Origin of the sequence: Rhodanobacter sp. OR92, from assembly GCF_000427545.1 — a bacterium.
Lineage (GTDB): Bacteria > Pseudomonadota > Gammaproteobacteria > Xanthomonadales > Rhodanobacteraceae > Rhodanobacter > Rhodanobacter denitrificans.
Window position 1 is genome coordinate 359,301 of record NZ_KE386558.1, and the last position, 25,874, is coordinate 385,174.

Consider the following 25,874-nt stretch of genomic DNA (forward strand, 5'->3'; position numbering starts at 1 on the left):
CCGGGAATCCGGATGCGCCGCAGTATTGGCGGCAACCGCCCGGCGGCGCAACGCGGAACCATTGCCACCGCCCGAGGTAGCCTTGTCGAAATCGCGGCGCCTGGTTCGTCGCTCCCGCACAACCTCCCTCACGCCACCCAAGGAAACCGCCCATGCCGTCCACGCTCCGCACCGCCATCCACGCCTTCGGCCTGCTCGCCCTGTTGTCGCTGGCCGCCGCCAACGCCGCCGAGGTGAAGTACCAGCTGGACCCGGACCACACCTACCCCAGCTTCGAGGCCGACCATTTCGGCGGGCTGTCGGTGTGGCGCGGCAAGTTCAACCACAGCCGCGGCACGGCAACGCTGGACAAGACGGCCGGCAGCGGTACGGTCGAGGTCGTGGTGGACATGAAGAGCGCTGACTTCGGCCAGGACCAGCTCAATGAAAAGGCACAGGGTGCAGAGCTGTTCGACACCGCGAAGTACCCGCAGGCCGTCTACAAGGGCCGGCTCGCCAGTTTCGTCGGCGGCAAGCCGACCCGTGTGATCGGCACGCTCACCCTGCACGGCGTGACCCGTCCGCTGACGCTGAAGATCGACAGCTTCAAGTGCGTGCCGCACCCGATGCTGAAACGCGAAGTGTGCGGCGCCGATGCGCTGGCCACGTTCCAGCGCGACGCGTTCGGCATGGACGCCGGCAAGCCCTACGGCTTCAGCATGGCGGTGACGCTGCGCATCCAGGTCGAGGCGATCGCCGAACCCTCCGCTTGAGCGGACACGCGTAGGTTGGGGTGAGCGCAGCGAACCCCAACGCTTAACGTCGCCGCGATGTGTTGGGGTTCGCTGCGCTCACCCCAACCTACGGGAATCGAGCAGCGCTCAGGCCAGCGCCAGCACGTCCCCCAGCAGCGCCTGCGCGGTCACCTCCGGTCCCGCGCCCGGCCCCTGGATCACCAGCGGCTGGGCGTGGTAACGGGTGGTGGTGAGCGCGAACTGGTTGTCGGTGCCGTACAGCCGCGCAGCGGGATGGGTGAGCGGCACTTCGGCCAGCCCGACGCGGGCATGCCCGCGCTGGTTGAGGCGCGCCAGGAAACGCAGCACGCAGCCGCGTGAGCTGGCGGCGGCATGGCGCGCGGCCAGCGGCGCGTCGAGCTCCTCCAGCCGCGTCAGGAACGCTTCGGTGCTCAGCCCGCGCAGCGCCTCGGGCACCAGGCCATCCACCTGCACCTCGTCGGTGCCCAGCGCGAAACCGGCGTTACGGGCGATGATCAGCAGCTTGCGCGCCACGTCCTCGCCGGACAGGTCCGAGCGCGGGTCGGGCTCGGTGTAACCGAGCTGGCGTGCCTCGCGCAGCAGTTCGGAGAAAGGGCGGCTGCCGTCGTACTGGTTGAACAGCCACGACAGCGAACCGGAGAACACGCCTTCCAGCGTGAGCAGGCCGTCGCCGCAGCGGCGCAGGCGACGCAAGGTGGACAGCACCGGCAGGCCGGCACCGACGGTGGCCGAATCGCCGTAGCGGCCGCCATTCGCCAGCGCCGCCTGCAGCGCACGCCAGCCGGACAGTTCGCCGCCGGCCAGCGCCTTGTTCGCGGTGACCACGTGGTAGCCGCGCGCCAGCCACTCCGCATGACGCGCCGCCAGCACCGTGCTGGCGGTGGCGTCGACGATCACCTTCACCGCCGCGGCGCTGCCGTCCAGCGCCGCGAGCAGGCTGGCGTTGTCGCGCGGCGCACCGTGCTGGTTCAGCTGTTCGCGCAGGTTGCGCTGGGCCAGGCTGAGCGGATCGGTCTGCTGGCGGCGCGAGTTCGCCGCGCCGACCAGTCGCAGCGAACCCGCGGCGGAGGTGTTGAGCAGCTTCAGCAGCGCGCCGCCGACCACCCCGGTGCCGAGCAGCACGATCGCGATGGCGGAGGACGCTTCGCTCCTGGCGCTCGCCGCGCGTTCGGCCAGTACCGCACTCATGCGAGCACCCGGCGTTTGGACGTCTGTACAGCTACTGCTCGGACCAGCGCCGCGTCGAGGTCGCGCAGCAGGTCGTCGCCATCCTCGATGCCCACCGACAGGCGCAGCAGGCTGTCGGCGATGCCGGCGGTGCGGCGCGCCTCCGGCGCCATCGACGCGTGGGTCATGCTGGCCGGGTGTGCGATCAGGCTTTCCACCCCGCCCAGCGATTCGGCCAGCGAGAAGTATTCGAGGCCGTCGACGAACGCCTCGATCTGCGCCACGTCGCCGTCCAGTTCGAAGCTCAGCATGGCGCCGAAACCCTGTTGCTGGCGCGCCGCCAGCGCATGCCCGGGGTGGGCGGCCAGGCCGGGGTAATACACCTTGCGCACGGCCGCGTGCGCGTCCAGCTGTTCGGCGATGCGCGCAGCGTTCTCCTGGTGCTGGCGCAAGCGCACGCCAAGCGTGCGCAGGCCGCGCAGGGTGAGGTAGCTGTCGAACGGCGCGCCGGTGAGGCCGTTGCAGTTGGCCCACCACTTCAGCTGCTCGAATACCGCCGCGTCGCGCGCCACCGCCGCGCCGCCGACCACGTCGCTGTGGCCGTTGATGTACTTGGTGGTGGAGTGCACCACCACGTCGGCGCCGAGCAGCAACGGCTGCTGCAGCGCCGGCGACAGGAAGGTGTTGTCGACCACCAGCAAGGCGCCCACCGCGTGCGCGGCCTGCGCCACGTGGCGAATGTCGGTGATCCGCAGCAGCGGGTTCGACGGCGTCTCCACCCACACCAGCGCGGGCTTGCGTGCCAGGCCGGCAGCCAGCGCCACGCTGTCGGTGAGGTCGGCGAACTCGACCTGGAAGCGGCCCTTCTTCGCCCACGCATCGAGCAGCCGCCAGGTGCCGCCGTAGCAGTCGTGCGCGGCCAGCACGGTGGCCCCGGCCGGCACCAGTTCCAGCGCCAGCGCCACCGCCGACATGCCGCTGGAGGTCACCACCGCGCCGGCGCCCTGCTCCAGTTCCGCCAGTGCGTCGCCGAGCAGGTCGCGGGTCGGGTTGCCGCTGCGCGAGTAGTCGTACGCGCGCTTGCGGCCGAAGCCGGCGAAGCTGTAGTTGGTCGACAGGTGCAGCGCGGGCACCACGGCGCCGTGCTGGGTGTCGCTCTCGATCCCGGCGCGCACGGCGCGGGTACAGGGGGCGGGCTCGGTCATCGGGAGATCTCCAGTGCTTGTTGTGCGGGGACGGGGAATCAGGCCAGCGCTTCGCGCAGCAGCGGCGCGAGCTGTTCGGGTTCTTTCAGGAAGGCGTCGTGGCCGTACGGCGACTCGACCACCTCCAGCGTGGCCGGCCCATGCAGGCGGCGCTGCAGCTCGCACAGGTCGGCCAGCGGCACCAGCCGGTCGGAGGGGAAACCGATCAGCGTGGCCGGGGTGGGAATCTGCTCGGGCTTGATGTCGTGCAGGTCGATCGACTCGGACAGGGCGAGGAAGCGGTCCGCGTCGAAGCGTTCGACGAAGCGGCGGCCCTGGTGCGCCAGGTAGTCCTCGACCGGGAAATGGAAACGCTCCTCGCGCCACTCCGGGCCGCCGGCGAAACGCCGGCCGAACTCGGCGCTGCCGCGATAGGTGGTGATCGCCAGCTGGCGCGCCAATGCCAACGCCTCGTCGGCCTGGCCGCTGGCCTGGCCCAGCCGCACGATGCCGCGCTGCACGCTGCGCTGCGCGGTGCTGAGCGGGTGTGGCCGGTGCGCGCCGGCCAGCAGCAGCAGGCGCTCCACGCTGCGCGGATGCCGCGCCGCGAACGCCAGCGCCACCATCGCGCCATAGGACGAACCGATGAAAGCGTGTGCCTGCGCGATGCCCAGCTCGCGCAGCAGCGCGGCCAGCGCGTCGGCCTGGTCCTCGCTGGAGACCGAACCGGCGCCGAGCTGGTCGGGGGTCAGCCAGTCGATCGCCAGCACGCGCCAGCGCTCGAGGTCGACCGCCGCGCCGCGGCCGACCAGCGCCTGCCACCAGCCCGGCGCGGCGTCGCCGTCCAGCGCGGTGACGTCGCGGTCGGCCGAGATGCCGCCCTGCACGATCACGGTGGGCGCACCCGCCGCGCCGCACCACAGGTAGCTCACCTCGACCTCGCGCGGACCGCTGCCGTACTTCGGGCTGAGCCGCAGCCGGCGCGTGCTGCGCTGGGCGGTCAGCCGCACGCGCGGCTCGGGAAGAACGGGAAAGGCGGCCTGGCTGGCTTCGGTACGGCGGGTTTCGGGCAGGAACGTCATGGAACTCTCTCCGGTCGACATCGCCCTGCGAAGTACCGGAGAGGTCGCCAACCGCGGATTCGGCGGCAGACCGCCGCGAGCCGGATGACGCCCATCTTCCGGTGGATGCCGAAGCACCTCCGCAGGAGTTGGCACCGTGGCGGAAACGCTCCGCAGGTTGCCCCGGCTTCAAAGGGCCTGTCCCTCAGCCGGTCTCGATGAGTGGAGCGGATAGTGATGGCTTCACGTGGCCGTGTCAATAGACGTCTAAACGTCTAGGCGTATATATGTTTATTCGATCGTTTCATCCGCCGCGGCGACCCTGAGACCCAAGGAAATCCCTTTGGAATGCGGCAGGAAGGGAGCAGAATCGGCACTCCTCCGCCAAACCTTCATCCATGAGCATCCAGCCCGACCTCTCCGCCGCCATCGGCCACACCCCGCTGCTGCACCTGCGCCATGCCTCCGCGCTGACCGGCTGCGAGATCCTGGGCAAGGCCGAGTTCCTCAATCCCGGCGGCTCGATCAAGGACCGCACCGCGCTGGGCCTGCTGCTGGATGCCGAGCGGCGCGGCCGGATCCGCCCCGGCGGCAGCATCGTCGAGGGCACCGCCGGCAATACCGGGATCGGGCTGGCCCTGCTCGGCGCCAGCCGCGGCTATCGCACGGTGATCTTCATGCCGGAGACGCAAAGCCGCGAGAAGATCGACGCGCTGCGCATCGCCGGCGCCGAAGTGCGGCTGGTGCCCGCGGTGCCGCACAAGGACCCGAACCACTACGCGCACCAGGCCCGCGCCCATGCCGAGGCGGCGAATGCGGCCGACCCGGGCAGCGCGTGGTTCGCCAACCAGTTCGACAACACCGCCAACCGCGACTGGCACGAGGCCACCACCGGGGTGGAGATCTGGCAGGACGCGGGCGGCCGCGTCGACGGCTTCGTCTGCGCCGCCGGCACCGGCGGCACCCTGGCCGGCGTGGGCCGCGCGCTGAAGGCGCGTAACCCACGCGTGCGCATCGCGCTGGCCGACCCGGCCGGCTCGGCGCTGGCCAGCTACGTCAACACCGGCGAGCTCATCGCCAGCGGCAACTCGATCAGCGAGGGCATCGGCTCCAGCCGGGTCACCGCGAATTTCGACGGCGCGCCGATCGACCTGGCCTGGTCGATTGCCGACGACGAGTCGGTGCCACTGCTGCATCGCCTGCTGGCCGAGGAAGGCTGGTGCACCGGCGGCTCCAGCGGCGTCAACCTGGCCGGCGCGATCCGGCTGGCGCGCGAACTCGGCCCCGGCCACACCATCGTCACCGTGCTCGCCGACGCCGGCACGCGCTACCAGGCGAAGCTGTTCAACCCGGCCTTCCTGCGCGGGAAAGGCATCCCGGTGCCGGACTGGCTGGCGCGGGCGTTTCCAGCGCCGTAGGTTGGGGTGAGCGCAGCGAACCCCAACGCGTACCTTCACGGGTGGGTCGTTGGGGTTCGCTGCGCTCACCCCAACCTACGCGTGCTGTTGTTGCACCCGAACGCCTCCCACACAAGCGAATCCTGCAAGCACGCAGCCATCGCCGCTTCATGCGCGTCCTGCTAACGTGATCGGATGACTCCCCACCCCGACACGTCAGCGCTGCATGCCCGGCTGCAGCGCGACGGCTTTGCCTTCGTCACCGCCGACATCATGCGCGACCTGCTGCAAGCGCAGGCCCTGACCGATTGGCCCGCGTTCGCCGCCAGCTGGAACGAGCTGGCGCCGGACACCTATCTCGCCGCCAGCGGCCGCCACCGGCGGCGCCGGCATGCCACGTTCTCCGCCGATGCCGACGGCGGCATCCGGCGCGAAGCGCATCAGCCGCACTACCAGAGCCTCAGGTACAACCCGCTGCAGGGCGACATCCAGCGCTGGTTCGAACCGGTGCTGCCGGCGTTCGCCGACGGCGCCAGCCTGCGCCGCATCCTCGGCTTCTGCCGCGACTGCTTCGGCGCGCTGGCGCCGGCCGTGCTCCGCTGGCACGTCGAGGTGCACCAGTTCCGCATCGAGGCGCGTGCCGGCGAGGCCGGCGAGCCCACCCCCGAAGGCGTGCATCGCGACGGCGTCGACTACGTGCTGGTGCTGCTGATCGAGCGCGAGAACATCGAGCGCGGCACCACCACCATCCACGCGTCGGACGGCCGCGAGCTGGGCAGCTTCACCCTCGCCCACGCCTTCGACGCGGCGCTGGTGGACGACCGCCGCGTGTTCCACGGGGTCACCCCGGTCACGCCGCTCGACCCCACCCGGCCGGCCCATCGCGACGTGCTGGTAGTGACGTTCAAGGCCGCTTGAGCCCTCCCCGTCTCCGCGTGACCCGTGGAGATAGGGAACCGGCTCCGAGCTGCGCTACGCTGGCACGTGCCTCGACCACCCTGGAGACCGCATGTCCGTCGCCGCCAACCTCGTGATCGGCCTGATCGCGCTGCTGCACGTCTGGTTCCTGATCCTGGAGATGTTCCTGTGGACGCGGCCCTCCGGCCGCCGCGCGTTCGGCACCACGGCGGAGTTCGCCGAACAGTCGAAGGCGCTGGCCGCGAACCAGGGCCTGTACAACGGCTTCCTCGCCGCCGGCCTGGTGTGGGGACTGCTGCTCGGCAACGGCGGAGCCGGCTTCAGCGTCAAGCTGTTCTTCCTCGGCTGCGTGCTGCTCGCCGGCATCTACGGCGGACTGACCGCGGCACGGAAGATCCTGCTGTTCCAGGCCCTGCCCGCGGCGATCGCCCTGGTGCTGATCCACCTCGCCTGACGGCTCGCCGGCCGATGACTTCCCTACCGCGCGAAACCGTCGGCGCACGCTTCGACCCCGCCCTGATGCAGCGCGCCCGCGAGAAGAGCTGGGCCGCGCTGCACGGCATCCGCGCGCGCATGCATCCGGGCATCAGCGAGATCGAGGCGAAAGCTGCCGCGCGCGAGGTGCTCGGCGCGCTGGGCTGCGAGCGGCTGTGGCATCCGGTGATCATCCGCATCGGCGCCAACACCGTGAAAACCTACCGGCAGGCGTCCGACCCCGGTGTGCGGCTGGGCGAGAACGACAGCTACTTCATCGACCTCGGCCTGGTGTTCGACGGCCACGAGGGCGACGTGGGCGACACCTTTGTGGTCGGCCACGCGCCCGAGCGGCAGGCCTGCGCGGAGGCGGCGCGTGCGCTGTTCGGCGAAGTGGCCACGGCATGGCGCTCGCGGGGGCTGAGCGGGCAGGCGCTGTACGCGTTTGCCGGCGAGCGCGCCGAGGCGATGGGCTGGCGGCTCAACCACGCGATCAAGGGCCACCGCGTCGGTGACTTCCCGCACGCGATCCACCAGGGCGGCGATCTCGGCGACCTGGAAGCATCGCCATCGAGCGGTTTGTGGATACTGGAAATCCAGATCGCGCATCCGACCGAGCCGTTCGGCGCGTTCCACGAGGATCTGCTCGTCGCATGAAGATCCTCGTCTACGGCAACTCCGGCTCCGGCAAGAGCACACTCGCCATGCGGCTGGCCAAACGACACGCGCTGGCCCACCTGGATCTCGACACCATCGTGTGGGCGCCGGGACAGATCGCCGTGCTCCGTCCCGCCGAGGCCATCGCTGCGTCGCTGCACGAATTCCTCGACAGTCACGCTGCCTGGGTGATCGAAGGCTGCTACGGAGAGCTGGTGGAAGCCGCCGCGCCGCATTGCAGCGAGTTGGTATTCCTCAATCCCGGACGCGATGCCTGTCTTGCCAACAATAAGCGTCGCCCGTGGGAACCGCACAAGTACGCGTCGCCGGAAGCACAAGACGCCATGCTGACAAATCTGCAGGCATGGGTGAGCGGCTATTACGAGCGCGACGACGACTGGTCGTATTGCCGTCACCGGCACATCTTCGACGCCTTCGGCGGCAACAAGACGGAACACGTCCGGGTCGTTCCGCTGCATACTGATCCATCCGACCGCAGCTGATCGCCTGCACCCGTCGCCCATTGAAAACGCCGTCGACAGGAAGCACCTGAGCAGTCCCCCACCCTGCGCTTGCCGCAGCACTCTCCGGAAATCTGATCGTGGCCCGCAAGAAACCCCTACCGCTCTACCGCAACATCGGCATCATCGCGCACATCGACGCGGGCAAGACCACGACCACCGAGCGCATCCTCTACTACACCGGGCGCAAGCACCAGATCGTCGACGTGCACGACACCAAGGACGGCAAGGGCTCCACCACCACCGACTACATGGAGCAGGAGCGCAAGCGCGGCATCACGATCCAGTCGGCAGCGGTGACCGCCGAGTGGAAGGGCCACCAGATCAACGTGATCGACACGCCCGGACACGTCGACTTCACCATCGAGGTGAACCGCTCGCTGCGCGTGCTCGACGGCGCGGTGGTGGTGTTCGACGGCGTCGCCGGAGTGGAGCCGCAGACCGAGACCAACTGGCGCCTGGCCGACCAGTACAAGGTGCCGCGGATCTGCTACGTCAACAAGATGGACCGCATCGGCGCGAATTTCGCGCATTGCGTGAAGGGCATCCGCGAGCGCCTGGGCGCCAACGCGCTGCTGTGCCAAATCCCCCTGGGCAGCAGCGACGAATTCGTCGGCATGGCCGACCTGGTCGCCGGCGTGGGCTATCTGTGGGCCTCCGACGACAAGGACAGCGTGTGGGAAAGCGTGCCGCTGGAGCAGCTCAAGGCCCGGCTGACGTTCGGCGCCAGCGCCGACACCGCGTGGATCGCTGACCTGCCGAAGCTGCGCCAGGACCTGCTGGAAACCGCGCTGGCGCTGGACGACGACGCCTTCGAGCGGCTGCTGAACACCGGCGAGTTCGACCCGGCCGTGCTGAAGCGCTGCATCCGCCAGGGCACCGTCACCGGCGCGCTGGTGCCGGTGCTGTGCGGCTCGTCGTACAAGAACAAGGGCGTGCAGCAGCTGCTGGACGCGGTGGTCGACTACCTGCCCTACCCGGGCGAGAACGGCGGCATCGCGCTGGTCGACGAGGACGGCCATGTCATCGGCGAGCAGGCCGTCACCGACGACGCGCCGGCGCGCGCGCTGGCGTTCAAGGTGATCAACGACCAGTTCGGCACGCTCACCTTCTGCCGCATCTATTCCGGCGTGATCAGGAAGGGCGACACCCTGCTCAACGTGACCCGCGGCAGGAAGGAGCGCGTGGGCCGCATCGTCGAGGTGCAGGCCGACGACACCCGGGAGATCGACGAGGTGCGCGCCGGCGACATCTGCGCCTTCGTTTCGATGAAGGACACCGAGACCGGCGACTCGCTGGCCGACCCGGCGCACCCGGCGCTGCTGGAGCGCATGCGCTTCCCCGACCCGGTGATCAGCGTGTCGGTGGAGCCGAAGAACCGCAACGACGTCGACAAGTTGTCCAGCGCGCTCTACAAGATGGTCAAGGCCGACCCGTCGCTGAAGCTCGAGGTGGATCAGGAAACCGGCCAGACCGTGCTCAAGGGCATGGGCGAGCTGCACCTGGAGGTGACCATCGACCGCATGCGCACTGAACTCGGCGTGGAGGCGAACATGGGCAAGCCCAAGGTCAGCTTCCGCGAAGCGTTCGGCAAGACCGTCGAGCACACCTACACGCACAAGAAGCAGACCGGCGGCTCCGGCCAGTTCGCCGAAGTGACGATGATCTTCGAGCCGGGCGAACCGGGCTCGGGCGTGGTGTTTTCCGACGAAGTGGTCGGCGGCCGCGTGCCGCGCGAGTACATCCCCGCGGTCGAGCACTCGGTCAAGGCCGAATCGCAGGAAGGCCAGGTCGCCGGCTACGAGGTGGTCGACTTCAAGGCGCGTCTGATCGACGGCAAGTACCACGACGTCGACTCCTCCGCGCTGGCGTTCGAGATCGCCTCGCGGCAGTGCTTCCGCGAGGCGCAGAAACTCAGCAAGCCGAAGCTGCTGGAACCGATCATGCACCTGGAAGTGGTGATGGAAGCGGACTACCTCGGCGACGTCATCGGCGACATCAATCGCCGCCGCGGCACGGTCAGCGACCAGGGCCAGAAAGGCAGCTCCGCCTTCGTGCAGGGCTTCGTGCCGCTGGCCGAGATGTTCGGCTACATCAACTTCCTGCGCTCGGCCACCCGCGGCCGCGGCACCTTCAGCATGGAGTTCGACCACTACCAGGAGGTACCGGCCGGCATGGTGGAGAAACTGATGGAGAAGGAAGCGAAATAGCGCTTCACGCCTTGGCACGTTCCGCGCCGCGGAATGCGCCAAGGCGGCCGCGCAATGCTGCATCGCAGCGCCCGCCGCCTACTCCCTCGAACATGTATGCAGGAAAAACAGGCACGCACACCCGGGCACGATCGAGCGGTAGCATAAGCCTGCCCGTAGATCCGCCTCCGCGGGCACCCGAGTGCCGGGTGGGGCACTCGCCATCTCGATCGAGGGACTCCATGAATTCTTGCCGCATGTCGCAGGCGCCGCGTGCGCCGTTCGTCCGTTTCCGTCAGCGGCCGTTGGCCGCCTCCTGCGCCGCCGTGCTGCTCGGCCTGGCACTGAGCGCTCCGGCCTCGGCCCAGCAGGTGCCGCCGCAGCCGGCGCCGCAGCCGACCGACAGCCAGGCCGCACCGGCCAGTCCCAACGCCAAGGTCGCCGACAAGAAGAACAAGAAATCCGAGAACACGGTCAGCAACCTCGACGCGGTCATCGTTACCGGCATCCGCGCCAGCATCGAGAACTCGCTGAAGGCCAAGCGGAACTCGGACAACATCATCGAGGCGATCTCCGCCGAGGACATCGGCAAGCTGCCGGACGCCAGCATCGCCGAAAGCCTGTCGCGCGTGCCGGGCCTGGCCACGCAGCGCCTGAACGGTCGCGCCAACATGATCTCGATCCGCGGCCTGGACCCCGGTTTTGCCGGCACCACGCTGAACGGGCGCGAGCAGGCGACCATCGGCGAAAACCGCGGCGTCGAGTACGACCAGTACCCGTCCGAGCTGATCAGCGGCGTGGCGATCTACAAGACGCCCGATGCCAGCCTGATCGGCCAGGGCCTGTCCGGCACCGTCGACCTGCACACGATCAAGCCGCTGGACCTGCCCGGTCCCGCCTTCGCGGTCAACCTGCGCGGCGAGCACACCACCAACGGCAAGCTCAACCCGGGCAGCGGCGTCGGCGACATGGGCCACCGCGCCAGCATCTCCTACATCAACCAGTTCTTCGACCACACCCTGGGCCTGGCGGTGGGCTTCGCCCACCTCGACTCGCCGATCCAGGAAAAGCAGTACCAGGCCTGGTGGTGGAGCATGAACAACGGCCCAGGCAGCGCCGAGGACAACTGGGGCGCGCCGCACACGCCCGGCATGCCCGACGGCGTGATCTCGCAGGAAGGCATGCAGCTGCGCGCGCAGTCGCTGAACCAGAAACGCAGCGGCCTGATGGCCGTGCTGGAGTGGGCGCCGGGCGACCACTACCACTCCACCCTGGACCTGTACCACTCCATCTTCGGCGAGAAGAAGTTCACCAACGGCGCGCAGTGGTCGAGCAACCCGTGGGACAACGTCAGCTACTCTAACGTCGGCGTCACGCCGGCGCAGCCCTACCCGATCGTCACCTCCGGCACCATCAGCGGCATCGCGCCGATCCTGCAGAACCAGTACACCAAGGAACACGACAAGCTGTTCTCCGCCGGCTGGAACAACCAGTACGACTTCGACAACGGCTGGACCGCCACCGCCGACCTGTCGTACTCCAGCGCGAAGAAGAAGCTGCACGACGCCTACCTGTTCACCGGCCTGGCCGGCGGCGCGTTCACCAGCGTCGACTTCCGCACCCCGGCCGGCAACGGCTACCCGTACTTCTCGCCGGCGGTGAACCTGGCCGACCCGTCCAAGGTGGTGTTCACCGACCCGGATGGCTACGGCTACAACGGCCGCCAGGAGTTCGATACCCAGAAGGACACCATCAAGGCGGTGCGGCTGGAAGTGAGCCACCCGCTGGGCTGGATCTTCAGCAGCATGAACCTGGGCGTGAACTACTCCGACCGCACCAAGACCAAGCAGGCCGACGTGCAGTTCGCCTGGTTGAACGGCAACGGCTCCACCAGGGACACCTACGACAACCACTTCAGCGCGCCGGTGAACCCGGCCTTCCTGTGGGCGCCGACCTCGCTCGGCTACGGCGGCATTCCCGGCATACTCAGCTACGACGTGCTGGGCGCGCTGGCGAACCAGTTCTACCTGACCGAGCGCAACGGCCAGGGCGACTGGAGCCGCAACTACACGGTGGAAGAGAAGGTCCCGGTGGCCTACGCCAAGTTCAACATCGAGACCACGCTGGGCAGCGTGCCGCTGACCGGCAACGTGGGCGTGCAGTTCGTGCGCACCGACCAGTCCTCCACCGCGCTGCAGACCAATGGCGACACGCTGGTCGGCAGCATCAACGACGGCACGAAGTACAACAACGTGCTGCCCAGCCTGAACCTGGTGGCGCACCTTACCGACCGCCAGTACCTGCGCTTCGGCTTCGCCAAGACCATGGCGCGCGGGCGCATCGACGACGAGAAGGTCGCCACCTCGGCCGGCCTGTCGAAGGTGCAGAACGGCCCGGCCGCCGGCCAGGTGCTGTGGTCCGGCAGCGGCGGCAACCCGAAGCTGAAGCCGTACGTGGCGGTGGGCACCGACCTCTCCTACGAGTTCTACTTTGGCAAGTCCAGCTACTTCGCCGCGGCGGTGTTCAACAAGAACCTGCTGAACTACATCTACAACCAGACGGTACTGGACCACGATTTCAAGAACTACATCAACAACGACCCCACGCTGACGGCGACCAGCGACAAGGGCTCGTTCACCATGCCGCTGAACGGCACCGGCGGCAAGATGCAGGGCCTGGAGTTGTCCGGTGCGCTGGAAGGCGGCCTGCTGGCGCAGGCGCTGGACGGCTTCGGCGTGCAGGCCAACTTCTCGCTGACCAACAGCAACATTCCGAAGAATTCGATCTCGTCGATCCCCGGCGGTCCCTCGACCTTGCCCGGCCTGTCGCGCAAGGTCGCCAACCTGGCGCTGTACTATGAGAAGTACGGCTGGTCGGTGCGCGTGGCCGAACGCTACCGCTCGTCCTTCACCGGCGAGGCGGTGGCGCTGTTCGACCAGCTCGGCTACACCAAGATCCTGGCCAACCGGCAGACCGACCTGCAGCTCGGCTATGCGTTCTCCGAGGGCAGCCTGAACGGCCTGTCGCTGCTGCTTCAGGTCAGCAACCTCAGCAACACGGCGGACAAGAGCGTGCAGATCTCCGGCCTGCCCAATGGCGTGCAGGTAACACGCCCGCTGGAGTACGACACCTGGGGCCGCACGGTGATGCTCGGAGTGAACTACAAGCTGTAGGCCGTCCGGCAACACGGCAGGACCATGGAACCCGGGGAGCGATCCCCGGGTTTTTCATGGGCGTCCGTCAGGCGGAAAGATGCTCGTACAGGATCACCGCGCCTACCCCGACCAGGATGACGCCGCCGATGATCTCCGCGCGCCGGCCGACCATCGCGCTCAGCACGTGGCCGAGCATGATGCCCAGCGTGACCATGCCGAACGTGCACAGGCCGATCACCAGCGCCACCACCGCGATCGGCGTGTTGACGAAGGCCAGCCCCACGCCCACCGCCAGCGCGTCGATGCTGGTGGACAGGCCGGTGATGGCGAGGCCGACGATGCCGTGCTGCTTCGCCTCGTCGACCGGCTCGCCAGAATCCGGCTTCAGTCCGGCCCAGACCATGTGCAGGCCCAGCACCAGCAGCAGGCCGAACGCGATCCAGTGGTCCCAGGCCTCGATGTAGCGCGCGGCGCCCTTGCCCAGCAGCCAGCCGAGCACCGGCGTGATTGCCTCGATCACGCCGAAGATCGCTCCGGCGCGCATGGCCTGGCTGAGCCGTGGCTTGGTCATGGCGGCGCCCTTGCCGATCGCCGCGGCGAACGCGTCGGTGGACATGGCAAAGCCGAGCAGCAGGATGGAAATGGGATTCATGGGTTGCCATTCGGTCGGGCCAGGCGCAACGGCACGACGGCGCGCCCCACCGCCGTGGCGCCGTCAGCCGTTGGTCTCGCCAACCAGGATCGGTGTCTTCGCCACGGCCGCACGGGCCGAGCATGTTGACGAAGACGCCCCGCCGCAGCGAGGCAGGCTACTCCCCAAGGGGTGTCGCGCTGGCGGCAGCACCGCCAGCGCGGCGGCAAGGTTAGCACAGCAGCGCAGGCGGTACCCGCGCGGCAGATGCAGGCGTGCGAGACGTCGCGCATACTCGGTGCTTCGTTCATGACGTCGACAGGGGATCTTGTATGAAAGCACCACGAGCACTCGGGCCCGCCGCCGCGGCCGCGCTGGTCTTCTGCGCCGGCATCGGCATGGCCCACGCCGGCAGCGCCGCCGAGGCACGGCCGGAAACCATGGCCATGCTGAAACACGCCATCGGCATCCACACCGTTCAGGGCGAGCACCAGGTGCCGGTGCTGGCCGCCTATCTGGCGGACAAGCTCAAGGCCGCCGGCTTCCCTGCCGGCGACGTGGAGATCATCCCGGTGGGCGAAACCGCCGCGCTGGTCGCGCGCTACCGCGGCACCGGCGAAGGCAGGCCGATCCTGCTGTCCGGGCACATGGACGTGGTGGCGGCCAAGCGCGCGGACTGGACCCGCGACCCGTTCACCCTGATCGAGGAGAACGGCTACCTCTACGGCCGCGGCACCGCCGACATGAAAACCGCGGTGGTGGTGCTGGTCGAAACGCTGATCCGGCTCAAGCGCGAGGGTTTCAAGCCGCGCCACGACCTGATCCTGCTGCTGTCCGGCGACGAAGAGACCACCATGGCCTCGACCCGCGAGCTGGCGAAGCGCTATCACGACGCCGAATTCCTGCTCAACGCCGACGCCGGCGGCGGCACCCTGAATCCCGATACCGGCAAGCCCGCGCTGTACCAGATCCAGGCCGCCGAGAAGACCTATGCGGACTTCCGGATCGGCCTGACCTCGGCCGGTGGGCACTCCAGCGAACCGAACAACGACAACGCGATCTACCGGCTGGCGCGCATCATCGACCGCGTCGCCGGCTACCAGTTTCCGCCGCTCAGCAACGAGATCACGCTCGCCTCGCTGCGTGCGCTCGGCGCCCACACGCCCGGCCCGCTGGGCGCGGCGATGACCCGCTTCGCCGCCCGCCCCGACGATGCCGCCGCGGCGGCCACCATCTCCGCCGATCCCGCCTACGTCGGCCAGATCCGCACCACCTGCGTGGCGACCATGCTCAACGGCGGCCACGCGCTCAACGCACTGCCGCAGAGCGCCAGCGTCAACATCAACTGCCGCATCTTCCCGGGCACGCCGGTCGACAGCGTGCGCGACACGCTGGTCAAGGTGATCAACGACCAGTCCGCCACCGTCACCGTGCTGCCGCCCCCGCCGGTGGAAAGCCCCGCCTCGCCACTGCGCCAGGACGTGATCGCCGCCGTCACCGCCGCCGTGCACGCCCGCTTCCCCGGCGTCGAAGTGGTACCCGGCATGTCCGCCGGCGCCTCCGACAGCATGTACTTCCGCAACGCCGGCGTGCCCAGCTACGGCATCGATGCCGCCTTCACCAAGCCCGACGACACGTTTGCCCACGGGCTCAACGAGAAGCTGCCCGCTTCGGAGGTCGAAGCCGGGCTGGAGTTCTGGCATCGGGTGTTGGTGCAGTTGGCGAAGTGACGTAACTGGCAGAGCCGGCGTCATGCCGGCTCCCGATCTCGGACAAATGTCGGAACGGCCGAACCTGACTCCGTGCTCATGGAGCGGCATGCGACCAGCCGCCACGAACCTCGGCGGAATTCATTCAAGTTATCATCGGATGATATATAGTCATGTCAAAGGAAGACGTGGGACTGGAAACGCTGCTGTTGCTCAACGGCGAGATCTACGATCAGGGAAACGGTTACTGGATCAAGATCGAGGCATGGCGTATCGAGGCGAACGAGCATGTGCCACACGGCATACGCTACGCGCTGACATTGCATGATCGCTACGGCACGCGGTTGCTCGGTTTCGACAATGCGCATGTCGTCAAGCCACCGAAGCGCAAGCGCCATGCAGGCCGGCGTCTGGCCTACGACCATCGACATCGTCACGTCAGCGACAAGGGCATACCGTACGAATTCACCAGCCCGCAGCAATTGCTGGAGGACTTCTTCAACGAAGTCGATCGCGTACTTGAGGAAACGAAATCATGAAAAAGCTGGTCATCGGCATCGCATCCCAACAAGCCATCCGCGCCCGCGCACTGGCCATAGCGCGCGGCGATCATCAGCCACGCCCCAACGAGCCGAAGATCTGGTTCACCTCCATGCGCTCGCTGGCCGAAGTGCTGTCCGACGACAACCGCGCGTTGCTGCGTGTGATCAGGGAGCAGAAGCCCGAATCACTGAGCCAGCTCGCCGAGTTCACCGGGCGCGCGCCCAGCAATCTTTCACGGACGCTCAAGACGATGGAACGCTATGGTCTGGTCGAAATGCGCCGCACGCTGCGTAACGTGCAGCCCATCGCCACGGCCAGCGAATTTGTGATTCAGGCGGCGTGAAGTCGACGATTTAAATGAACTTGGCCCCTTTATTCTTTGCCGCTTGACTCCAGAGTCGGGCATCACAAGCTCTCGTACAGGAGTGTTCGTGAAGACGATTGGCCTTATCGGCGGTATGAGTTGGGAATCGACCGTTACCTATTACCGTCAGATCAACGATACGATCAAAGAGCGCTTGGGCGGTCTGCATTCGGCAAAGGTCGTCCTCTACAGTGTTGACTTCCACGAGATTGAGCGACTTCAGCGCGCCGGTGACTGGGAAGCTGCCGGAGTCATTTTGGCCGCTGCTGCTCGCTCACTTGAGGCAGCTGGTGCAGCCTTCTTGATACTGTGCACAAATACGATGCACAAGGTGGCCTCCACCATTGAGGCGGCCGTCTCCATCCCACTGCTTCACATTGCCGATCCAACGGCCGCCGAAATCAGACGGGCGGGCCATTCAACCGTTGGCCTAATCGGTACGCGGTTCACCATGGAACAGGCCTTCTACCGTGACCGCTTGAGTATGCGTCACGGCCTTCGGGTCATCGTTCCCGATGCGGAGGACCGTGAGACTATTCACCGCATCATTTACGAAGAGCTGTGTTTGGGAAACATCAAGTCGGAGTCTCGCGGCGAATATCGAAGAATCATGGGAATACTCGCGTCCCAGGGCGCACAAGCCATCATTCTTGGGTGTACGGAAATATCGCTTCTGGTCAACCAGCAAGACTCCGAGGTCCCTCTGTTCGACACTACCGCCATTCACGCACGCACAGCCGCCGACGAGGCTCTATCCCGGGAGTGAACGGGGCCAGGTTGGAGTTACCAACGACCATTCTTGGCCGAATCGAGATATCCGTACACTTGGGAATGGCGTTCAAGGGAGAGGCTCTGGCGATCGGCTCTTCCGCCACCGCGCAGCGGTGGCGTACCAAGTTGCGCGCCAGGATGGCGCGCTGCTCTACCCGAGGCCCCTGTGCGGGAGTGAGGTGGGGACGACAGGCCCCGCAGGGGGAATCGGCAGGATGCCGATTCCTTTTCACCAGCACAGGAATGTTCTGTCGAAAAGCCCGGCCCGCCTCACGGACTTGCCGCCCATGGATGGGCGGCAAGCGCCAAGCGGGGTGTCGTTTTCTCTTGGGTACTTCTCTTTTGGGCAAGCCAGTACTGTCCGGGGAAATTGCTCGGCGATCTCAGTAAACGATTGATCATGCGATAAAAAATGACAGCTCCGGGGTGTTAGCGATTTCAACCATGCAGGCCTCAACCTGGACGACCTCACGGGGAGGGCGTCGCCATGCACGAAGGCCAGTTTGTGTTCACGCAGCTCATGCGGCATCTGCCTATGCATACTTTCCGACGCCTCGTCGCGAAGTACGACGGCGATCGCTACGTGAAACGCTTTGGCTGCCTCGACCAGTTTTTGTGCATGGCCTTCGCTCAGCTCAGCGGACGCGAGAGCTTGCGTGATATCGAGATCTGTCTGCGCGCTCATCAGGCCAAGCTCTACCACCTTGGTATCCGCGGTCACGTGGCGCGCAGCACCTTGGCCGATGCCAACGAACAGCGTGACTGGCGTATTTATGCCGAGTTTGCACAAGGCCTGATCACGACGGCCCGACGACTCTATGTCAACGACCCGCTCGATATTGAGCTGGCTCATACGGCCTATGCACTCGACTCGACCACGATTGAGCTCTGCCTATCCGTGTTCCCGTGGGCGCGTGCCATGCATCCTGGTCGTGGCGGCCTCAAACTCCATACGCTGCTCGACATACGCGGCGCCATCCCCACGGTGATCAGCTTTTCCGAGTCGCGCCAGCACGATGTGCACATGCTCGACGAGCTGGTGCCCGAGCCCGGCGCGATCTATGTGATGGATCGTGCCTACCTCGACTTCGAGCGCTTGTATCACTTCCATTGCGAGGGCGCGTTCTTCCTCATGCGCACGAAGAAGAACTTGCGCGTGCGACGACGTTATTCCCAGCCGGTGGCGGATCGCCGGCTGATCGGTTGCGATCAGACCGTGGTGCTGGTGCGCGATGTGGTTCGCGCGAAGTATCCCTGTGTCCTGCGTCGCGTACGTGTGCGCGATCCCGACAGCGGTCAATCCATCGTGCTGTTGACCAACCACTTCGCACTACCGGCAACGACGATCAGCGCCTTGTATCGCCATCGCTGGCAGATCGAAATCTTTTTCAAATGGATCAAACAGCACCTGCATATCAAGGCATTCTTCGGCACCTCACTCAATGCCGTGAAGACCCAGGTGTGGATCGCCGTTGCGGTCTATGTGCTCATCGCCATCGTGCGCAAGCGCCTGCACCTGAAGGCTTCGCTCTACGAAATTCTACAGATCCTGAGCGTGACGCTATTTGAACAAACCCCATTGGAATGCGCCCTGCAGCAGCAAGAACCACAGAGTTCTACCGGCGACCCTGCTAACCAATTGATTCTCTTCCCCGATTAACCGGACAGTACTGGGGCAAGCATAAAGAGAAGTACCTCGGGCGCCGCAGGCGCACGAAAGCTCTTCGCTTTGAATCACTCATCAAAAGGCGACAGCATCGCCCGCGAGCGGGCTCCTACAACGAGGTCGCGAGGTGGTTGCCGCGGGAGAGGGAGCAAGAGGCCCCACCCCGATCCACGCTACAATTGCCGGTTCGCGCTCCAGCCGACCCGCCTCCATGCCCTCGCATCTCCAAGAAACCCGCCGCCGCCGCACCTTCGCCATCGTCAGCCACCCCGACGCGGGCAAGACCACGCTAACCGAAAAGCTGCTGCTGTTCGGCGGCGCGATCCAGATGGCCGGCTCGGTGAAGAGTCGCAAGACGTCGCGCAGCGCCACCTCGGACTGGATGGCGCTGGAGAAGGAGCGCGGCATCTCGGTGACCTCGTCGGTGATGCAGTTCCCGTACGAGGGCAAGATCGTCAACCTGCTCGACACCCCCGGCCACGCGGACTTCTCCGAGGACACCTACCGCGTGCTGACCGCGGTGGACTCGGCGCTGATGGTGATCGACTGCGCCAAGGGCGTGGAGGAGCGCACGATCAAGCTGATGGAAGTCTGCCGGCTGCGCGACACGCCGATCATGACCTTCATCAACAAGCTCGACCGCGAGGGTCGCTCGCCGATCGAACTGCTGGACGAGGTGGAGTCGGTGCTGGGCATCGCCTGCGCGCCGGTGACCTGGCCGATCGGCATGGGCAAGCGGCTGAAGGGCGTGTACCACCTGGCGCTGGACGAGGTGCACATCTTCGAGCAGGGCAAGAATTTCACCCGGCAGGACTCGACCATCTTCAAGGGCCTCGATGCGCCCGGCCTGCTGGAGAAGATCGGTGCCGAGGCGATGCGCGAGCTGCGCGAGGAACTGGAGCTGGTGCAGGGCGCCGCGCCCTCGTTCGACCTCGACGAATACCTGGCCGGCCGGCAGACGCCGGTGTTCTTCGGCTCGGCGGTGAACAACTTCGGCGTGCAGCTGCTGCTGGACTTCTTCGTCGAGTACGCGCCCAGCCCGCGCCCGCGCGCCACCACCACGCGCGAGATCCAGCCGGAGGAGGAGAAGCTCTCCGGCTTCGTGTTCAAGATCCAGGCCAACATGGACCCGGCGCACCGCGACCGCGTGGCGTTCATGCGCGTGTGCTCGGGCACCTACAACGCCGGCATGAAGATGATCCAGACCCGCACTGGCAAGGAGGTGCGCATCGCCAACGCGCTGACCTTCATGGCGTCCGACCGCGAGATCGTGGAGACGGCGTACCCGGGCGACGTGATCGGCCTGCACAACCACGGCACCATCACCATCGGCGACACCTTCACCGAGGGCGAGCTGGTCACCTTCACCGGCATCCCGAACTTCGCGCCGGAGCTGTTCCGCCGCGCGCGGCTGCGCGACCCGCTGAAGATGAAGGCGCTGCAGAAGGGCCTGGCGCAATTGAGCGAGGAAGGCGCGACCCAGTTCTTCCGCCCGCTGATGTCGAACGACCTGATCCTGGGCGCGGTCGGCGTGCTGCAGTTCGAGGTGGTCGCCTACCGGCTGAAGGACGAGTACAACGTCGACGCCAGCTTCGAGCCGGTGACGGTGACCACCGCACGCTGGGTGCACTGCGACGACCCGAAGAAGCTGGAGGAGTTCCGCGAGAAGAACGCGATGAACCTGGCACTGGACGCGGCCGGCGAGCTGGTCTACATCGCGCCGACGCGGGTCAACCTGCAGCTGGCGCAGGAGCGCTGGCCGCAGGTGCGCTTCGCCGCCACGCGCGAGCACGCGGCGGCGGTGGAGCTGTAGCCGCCGCGCCACCGCGCTGCTAACGTGCACGGCTTTGCCGGGGGAGCCCAAACATGCACGAGCAGGCCATCGCCTTCACCACGCCGTCCGCGGCGCCGCGCTGGCAGCGCTGGCTGCTGTTCTCGCCGCTGGCGCGGATCGTGATTTTCGCGGCCTGGTTCGTCGGCCTCATGATGCTGGCACAGTTCGGTTTTCATCTGCTGGGTTGGGGCAAGGGCACGCCGGCGCCACAACTGGCCATCGCACAATTCGTCGCCCGTGCGCTGGTGCCGCTGGCCGCCTACCTGCTGCTGGTGAAAGGCGTCGAACGCCGCCCGCTCGCCGAGCTGGCGCCACGCCGGCTGCTGCCGCAGGGCCTGTCCGGCGTGCTGTTCGGGTTGCTGCTGTTCAGCGCCGTGGTGGCCACGCTGTGGCTGCTGGGCAGCTACCGCGTGACGGGCAGCAACCCGGACGCCGCATGGGTGAATGCCCTGCTGGTGGTCGGCCTGGGCGCCGGCATCGGCGAGGAGATCATTGCCCGCGGCGTGATCTTCCGCATCGTCGAGGAAGGCCTGGGCAGCTGGTGGGCGCTGCTGATCTCGGCGCTGTTCTTCGGCGCGGCGCACATCGCCAACCCCGGCGCCACGCTGTGGAGCTCGGCGGCCATCGCGATCGAGGCCGGCCTGCTGTTCGGCATGCTCTACCACGTCACCCGCTCGCTGGCGGCCTGCATGGGCCTGCACGCGGCGTGGAACTTCGCCCAGGGCACGGTCTACGGCATCCCGGTTTCCGGCAGCGACGCCGACGGCTGGCTGATCTCCACCCGCAGCGGCCCGGACTGGCTGAGCGGCGGCGCGTTCGGCGCCGAGGCCTCGGTGGTCGCGCTGGTGCTGTGCTCGCTGTGCACGCTCGGCCTGCTGGTGGTGGCGCGGCGGCGCGGCTCGATCGTGCCGCCGGTCTGGCGCCGCTGAGTCGGCGAGCGCCACCCGACCTGCGGCAGGCGCGGCGGCAAACTGCGATGATGATCCGCATGCCCCTGACCCAAACGTCCAACTCCTGGCTGGCCGACCGGCCGCTGCAGCACAAGATCGTGCTGGCCATCGGCCTGCTGCTGGGGCTGTTCCTGCTGGCCAGCGCGATCAGCCTGTACTCGCTGCGTCAGCAGGACGAGGACCGCCGCTGGGCCACGCATACCTATCAGGTGCTGCTGCAGCTGGACCACGTGCTGCAGACGATGCAGGCCAGCCAGGTTGGCGCCCGCGGCTACCTGCTGACCCAGGACGCCGCGCAGCGCGATGCCTTCGAGAGCGCCAACCAGGATCTGCGCACCCATATCGCCCGGCTGCGCGAGCTGATGTCGGACAACCCGCTGCAGCTGTCGCGCATCGACAAGGTGGAGGAAATGGCGGCGCTGTGGCAGCGCGAGTTCCGCAGGGGGGTGATCGACACCCTCGCCGGCCTGGACGCGAACGATCCGGCGCAGGCCGCGCTGCAGCGGCTGCGCATCCAGTCCGACTACCTGAAGCACCGCAGCGTCAGCGTGCAGGAGATCAGCGACGTCATCGGGCAGATGACGCTCGACGAGGAGCGGCTCCTGGCCACGCGCAACCAGCGTCTGGACCGGACCCTCGCCATCACCCGCGCAGTCAATTTCGTGGCGGCGCTGCTCGCCATCCTGCTCGGCGTGACGGTGATCCGGCTGACCCTGCGCCTGGTCACCCGCCCGCTGCGCAGCCTGACGGATCAGCTGACCCGGCTGGCGAACCACGACCATGATTTCGAGATCCGCCGGATCGACCGCCGCGACGAAATCGGCGAGATCGCCCGCGCGCTGCAGGTGTTCCGGCAGATGTCGGTGGACACCCAGGCACAGAGCTGGATCAAGGAGCAGGTCTCGTCCATCTCCCACCTGCTGCTGCAGGCCACCACGCACAAGGAGTTCGCGCAGTGGCTGACCAGCGCGCTGGTGCCGCTGTGCAAGGCCGGCGTAGGCCTGTTCTACTCGTACGACGATGCGCGCCAGCGGCTCGACCTGATCGGCAGCTACGGCCTGCGCCTGAGCCACCGCTCGGCCGACCAGTACCTGCCGGGCGAAGGCCTGGTCGGGCAGTGTGCGATCGAGCGCAAGGCAATCATCCTGGACGACGTGCCGGCCGACTACCTGCACATCGACTCCGGCAGCGGCGAGGCCCTGCCCAGCCACCTCGCGATCCTGCCGGTGCTGTATCGCGACACCCTGATCGGCGTGCTGGAACTGGCCGGCTTCACCCCGTCGACCCCGCTGATACGGCAGCTGCTGGACGAACTGCTGCCCGTGGTGGCGCTGAGCCTGGAGAACCTCAACCGCACGGCCAGCGTGCAGGGGCTGCTGCTGCGCACGCAGGAACAGGCCGACGAGTTGCGCGTGTCCGAACTGGTGATGCGCCAGCAGAAGGAAGTGCTGCGCGACAACAACGACGCGCTGCAGGCGAAGACGGAAGAGCTGGAGGAACAATCGCGGCGGCTGATCGCCTCCGAGGAGGAACTGCGCATCCAGGCCGGCGAGCTGCAGGCGTCGAACGAGGAATTGCGCGAGATGACCGAAAGCCTGAACCGGCAAAAATATGTGCTGGAAGACCTGCAGCAGGAAACCGCCGACAAGGCCGCCGAGCTGGCGCAGGCCAGCCAGTACAAGTCCGAGTTCCTCGCCAACATGTCGCACGAGCTGCGCACGCCGCTGAACAGCCTGCTGATCCTGTCGCGCGACCTGGCCAGCAACGCCCGCGGCAACCTGGACGCGGAACAGGTCGAATCGGTGCAGATCATCCACGACGCCGGCAACAGCCTGCTGCGCCTGATCAACGACATCCTCGACCTGTCCAAGATCGAGGCCGGCAAGATGGAGCTGGTGATCGACGAGCTGCCGCTGGCCGGGCTGGTGCAGCGCCTGCGCCGCGCGTTCGCCCACGTCGCCGCGCAGAAATCGCTGGGATTCACGCTGGACATCGAAGCCGGGCTGCCGACGAGCCTGCGCACGGATTGTGCCCGGCTCGAACAGATCGCCAACAACCTGCTCGGCAACGCCTTCAAGTTCACCGCCGAGGGTGCGGTGAGCCTGCACATCGGCCGCCCAGGCCAGGTCGACGTGCCCGACCCGCTGCGTGGCCGGCCACTGCTCGCGCTGACCGTCAGCGACACCGGCATCGGCATCCCCGCCGACAAGCTCGAACACATCTTCAACGCGTTCGAGCAGGTGGACGCCGGCACCAGCCGGCAGTTCGGCGGCACCGGCCTGGGCCTGGCCATTTCGCGGCGGATGGCGCGGATGCTCGGCGGCGACCTGGTCGTGCGCAGCGAACCTGGCCGCGGCAGCCGCTTCACCGTGCTGTTGCCGGAGGAACCACCGGCGACCGCGCCGACGAAGCCTGCCGCCGCCGTCGAGCGGCAGGCCGCCGCACCGCACGCGGCGACCGCCCCATCGGCGGCAGCCGGCGACGCACTGGCCGGCCGCCGCGTGCTGCTGGTGGACGACGACATGCGCAACCTGTTTGCGCTGTCCAAGGTGCTGCGCGGCTGGGGCATGCAGGTGAGCCTGGCGCAGGACGGCGCCAAGGCGCTGCGCATGCTGGCCGAGGAAGCCATGCCGGAGCTGCTGCTGATCGACATCATGATGCCGGGCATGGACGGCTACGAGATGATCCGCACGATCCGTGCGCAGGCGCGCTACGGCGACCTGCCGATCATTGCGCTGACCGCCAAGGCCATGCAGGGCGATCGCGAGAAGTGCCTGACGATGGGCGCCAGCGACTACCTGTCCAAGCCGATCGACCTCGACCGCCTGGCGGCCACCCTGCTGGCCTGGCTGCGGCGCTGAGCATGGCGGCCCTTACCCGCGGCCGGCCGCAGAGGTTAAGGTAGGCTCGAGTCCGTCTGTTTGGTGTACACGATGCTGCCGAAGATCCTGATCGTCGACGACACCGCCGCCAACCTGGTCGCCATGCGCCGGCTGCTCGCCCGCAGCGGCGCCGAGCTGTTCGAGGCACGCAGCGGCAACGAGGCGCTGGCGCTGTGCCTGGACCACGAGTTCGCGCTGATCCTGCTCGACGTCAACATGCCCGACATGGACGGCTTCGAGGTGGCCGCCCTGCTGGGCGAGGCCGAGCACCTGCGCGACACCCCGATCATCTTCGTCACCGCCGCCTACGTCGACGACATGAACCGGCTCAAGGGCTACCGCTCCGGCGCGGTGGACTACATCGCCAAGCCGATCAACGACGTGATCCTGCAGTCGAAGGTGCGCGTATTCCTGGAGCTGTACGCGGCGCGCATGAAGCTGCAGCAGGCCAGGGACGAACTGGCCGAACGCAACCAGCAGCTCAGTCGCGAGATCGCCGAGCGCCAGCTGATCGAGGCGATGGTGCGCCACCAGGCCAGCCACGACCCGCTGACCGGGCTGCCGAACCGCATCCTGTTCCACGACCGCCTGCACGGCGCGATCCAGCGCGCGAACCGTCACCAAAGCCAGTTCGCGCTGGCCAGCATCGACATCGACGGCTTCAAGCACGTCAACGACAGCCACGGCCACGCCGCCGGCGACGCCCTGCTGCAGGAGATCGCCGCGCGGCTGTCGGCGCACCTGCGCAGCAACGACACGGTGGCGCGGCTCGGCGGCGACGAGTTCGCGCTGGTGCTGGAGGAGATCGACGATCCGCGGACGGCGCTGCGCCTGTGCGAAAAAATCTGCGCCGCGCTGGGCGAGCCCTACGCCCTGTGGGTCAACGGCACGCCGGCCGAGGTGCGCGTCGGCGCCAGCATCGGCATCGCACCGTACGCGCCGAACGAGCAGGCCGATGCCGACGAACGACTGATGCAGGCGGCCGACCGCGCCATGTACGCGGCCAAGCGCAGGGGCAAGAACCGCTGCATGCTGGCGGACTGAGC

The 25,874-nt window shown here is 67.4% G+C and carries 21 protein-coding genes and 1 riboswitch; of the genes, 17 read left to right on the plus strand and 4 right to left on the minus strand.

What is annotated here, in order from left to right; genetic code table 11:
• The first annotated feature begins 152 nt into the window (after positions 1-152).
• Positions 153-752: a YceI family protein gene (locus RHOOR92_RS0117860; protein WP_007510756.1), complete on the plus strand. Its 600-nt coding sequence runs from the start codon at positions 153-155 to the stop codon at positions 750-752.
• A gap of 108 nt (positions 753-860) precedes the next feature.
• Here the strand turns inward: RHOOR92_RS0117860 and RHOOR92_RS0117865 are convergent, their stop codons facing one another.
• From RHOOR92_RS0117865 to RHOOR92_RS0117875, 3 genes are read right to left on the minus strand one after another with little or no spacing between them, the layout of a single operon-like run.
• Positions 861-1,943 (minus strand): homoserine dehydrogenase, encoded by a 1,083-nt coding sequence (locus tag RHOOR92_RS0117865; protein ID WP_027490863.1) that lies wholly within the window; start codon positions 1,941-1,943, stop codon positions 861-863.
• On the minus strand, positions 1,940-3,127 hold the full coding sequence (gene metB / locus RHOOR92_RS0117870; protein ID WP_027490864.1) for a cystathionine gamma-synthase: 1,188 nt from the start codon (positions 3,125-3,127) through the stop codon (positions 1,940-1,942). The genes RHOOR92_RS0117865 and metB overlap by 4 nt, the downstream gene beginning before the upstream one ends.
• A gap of 38 nt (positions 3,128-3,165) precedes the next feature.
• Positions 3,166-4,188: a homoserine O-succinyltransferase gene (locus RHOOR92_RS0117875; protein ID WP_027490865.1), complete on the minus strand. Its 1,023-nt coding sequence runs from the start codon at positions 4,186-4,188 to the stop codon at positions 3,166-3,168.
• An 88-nt stretch (positions 4,189-4,276) separates the two neighbouring features.
• A riboswitch (SAM riboswitch) is annotated at positions 4,277-4,392 on the minus strand.
• A gap of 173 nt (positions 4,393-4,565) precedes the next feature.
• On the opposite strand from RHOOR92_RS0117875, the gene RHOOR92_RS0117880 reads away from it, so the two are divergent.
• The 7 genes from RHOOR92_RS0117880 (at position 4,566) to RHOOR92_RS0117910 (ending at position 13,496) form a co-directional block, all read left to right on the plus strand.
• Positions 4,566-5,585 (plus strand): cysteine synthase A, encoded by a 1,020-nt coding sequence (locus RHOOR92_RS0117880; RefSeq protein ID WP_027490866.1) that lies wholly within the window; start codon positions 4,566-4,568, stop codon positions 5,583-5,585.
• Positions 5,586-5,759: 174 nt separating this feature from the next.
• Entirely contained in the window at positions 5,760-6,482 is a 723-nt protein-coding gene (locus RHOOR92_RS0117885; RefSeq protein WP_027490867.1) for a 2OG-Fe dioxygenase family protein, read from the plus strand.
• A 91-nt stretch (positions 6,483-6,573) separates the two neighbouring features.
• The gene (locus RHOOR92_RS0117890; protein ID WP_007510794.1) at positions 6,574-6,936 is read left to right on the plus strand and encodes a DUF1304 domain-containing protein; all 363 of its coding nucleotides are present in this window, start codon (positions 6,574-6,576) and stop codon (positions 6,934-6,936) included.
• 14 nt (positions 6,937-6,950) lie between these two features.
• On the plus strand, positions 6,951-7,613 hold the full coding sequence (locus tag RHOOR92_RS0117895; protein ID WP_027490868.1) for a M24 family metallopeptidase: 663 nt from the start codon (positions 6,951-6,953) through the stop codon (positions 7,611-7,613).
• Complete coding sequence (locus RHOOR92_RS18925; RefSeq protein WP_037115683.1) at positions 7,610-8,116, plus strand: shikimate kinase; 507 nt, start codon at positions 7,610-7,612, stop codon at positions 8,114-8,116. Before RHOOR92_RS0117895 ends, RHOOR92_RS18925 begins: the two co-directional genes overlap by 4 nt.
• A 98-nt stretch (positions 8,117-8,214) precedes the next feature.
• Positions 8,215-10,344: an elongation factor G gene (gene fusA, locus RHOOR92_RS0117905; protein ID WP_027490869.1), complete on the plus strand. Its 2,130-nt coding sequence runs from the start codon at positions 8,215-8,217 to the stop codon at positions 10,342-10,344.
• A gap of 236 nt (positions 10,345-10,580) precedes the next feature.
• Entirely contained in the window at positions 10,581-13,496 is a 2,916-nt protein-coding gene (locus RHOOR92_RS0117910) for a TonB-dependent receptor (RefSeq protein WP_085999882.1), read from the plus strand.
• Between the two features lie 67 nt (positions 13,497-13,563).
• Here the strand turns inward: RHOOR92_RS0117910 and RHOOR92_RS0117915 are convergent, their stop codons facing one another.
• Positions 13,564-14,130 carry a manganese efflux pump MntP family protein gene (locus RHOOR92_RS0117915; RefSeq protein ID WP_007510803.1) on the minus strand — a complete coding sequence of 189 codons (567 nt, stop codon included), beginning with the start codon at positions 14,128-14,130 and terminating at the stop codon, positions 13,564-13,566.
• Positions 14,131-14,441: 311 nt separating this feature from the next.
• On the opposite strand from RHOOR92_RS0117915, the gene RHOOR92_RS0117920 reads away from it, so the two are divergent.
• From RHOOR92_RS0117920 to RHOOR92_RS0117960, 9 genes are all read left to right on the plus strand, one after another.
• A complete protein-coding gene (locus RHOOR92_RS0117920; protein WP_015446831.1) occupies positions 14,442-15,839 on the plus strand; it encodes a M20/M25/M40 family metallo-hydrolase in 1,398 nt (465 codons plus the stop codon).
• A 152-nt stretch (positions 15,840-15,991) separates the two neighbouring features.
• Positions 15,992-16,357, plus strand: a complete 366-nt coding sequence (locus RHOOR92_RS0117925) for a DUF6516 family protein (protein WP_015446830.1) — start codon at positions 15,992-15,994, stop codon at positions 16,355-16,357.
• On the plus strand, positions 16,354-16,704 hold the full coding sequence (locus RHOOR92_RS0117930; RefSeq protein WP_015446829.1) for a helix-turn-helix domain-containing protein: 351 nt from the start codon (positions 16,354-16,356) through the stop codon (positions 16,702-16,704). The genes RHOOR92_RS0117925 and RHOOR92_RS0117930 overlap by 4 nt, the downstream gene beginning before the upstream one ends.
• Positions 16,705-16,792: 88 nt before the next feature.
• A complete protein-coding gene (locus tag RHOOR92_RS0117935) occupies positions 16,793-17,491 on the plus strand; it encodes an aspartate/glutamate racemase family protein (protein WP_015446828.1) in 699 nt (232 codons plus the stop codon).
• Between the two features lie 492 nt (positions 17,492-17,983).
• The gene (locus RHOOR92_RS0117940) at positions 17,984-19,156 is read left to right on the plus strand and encodes an IS4 family transposase (RefSeq protein ID WP_027490870.1); all 1,173 of its coding nucleotides are present in this window, start codon (positions 17,984-17,986) and stop codon (positions 19,154-19,156) included.
• Between the two features lie 217 nt (positions 19,157-19,373).
• Positions 19,374-20,975 carry a peptide chain release factor 3 gene (locus tag RHOOR92_RS0117945; protein WP_015446827.1) on the plus strand — a complete coding sequence of 534 codons (1,602 nt, stop codon included), beginning with the start codon at positions 19,374-19,376 and terminating at the stop codon, positions 20,973-20,975.
• Between the two features lie 53 nt (positions 20,976-21,028).
• Complete coding sequence (locus RHOOR92_RS0117950) at positions 21,029-21,925, plus strand: type II CAAX endopeptidase family protein (protein WP_015446826.1); 897 nt, start codon at positions 21,029-21,031, stop codon at positions 21,923-21,925.
• 59 nt (positions 21,926-21,984) lie between these two features.
• On the plus strand, positions 21,985-24,807 hold the full coding sequence (locus RHOOR92_RS0117955; protein ID WP_231378429.1) for a response regulator: 2,823 nt from the start codon (positions 21,985-21,987) through the stop codon (positions 24,805-24,807).
• A gap of 72 nt (positions 24,808-24,879) precedes the next feature.
• Complete coding sequence (locus RHOOR92_RS0117960; protein WP_027490872.1) at positions 24,880-25,872, plus strand: diguanylate cyclase; 993 nt, start codon at positions 24,880-24,882, stop codon at positions 25,870-25,872.
• Positions 25,873-25,874: the final 2 nt, after the last annotated feature.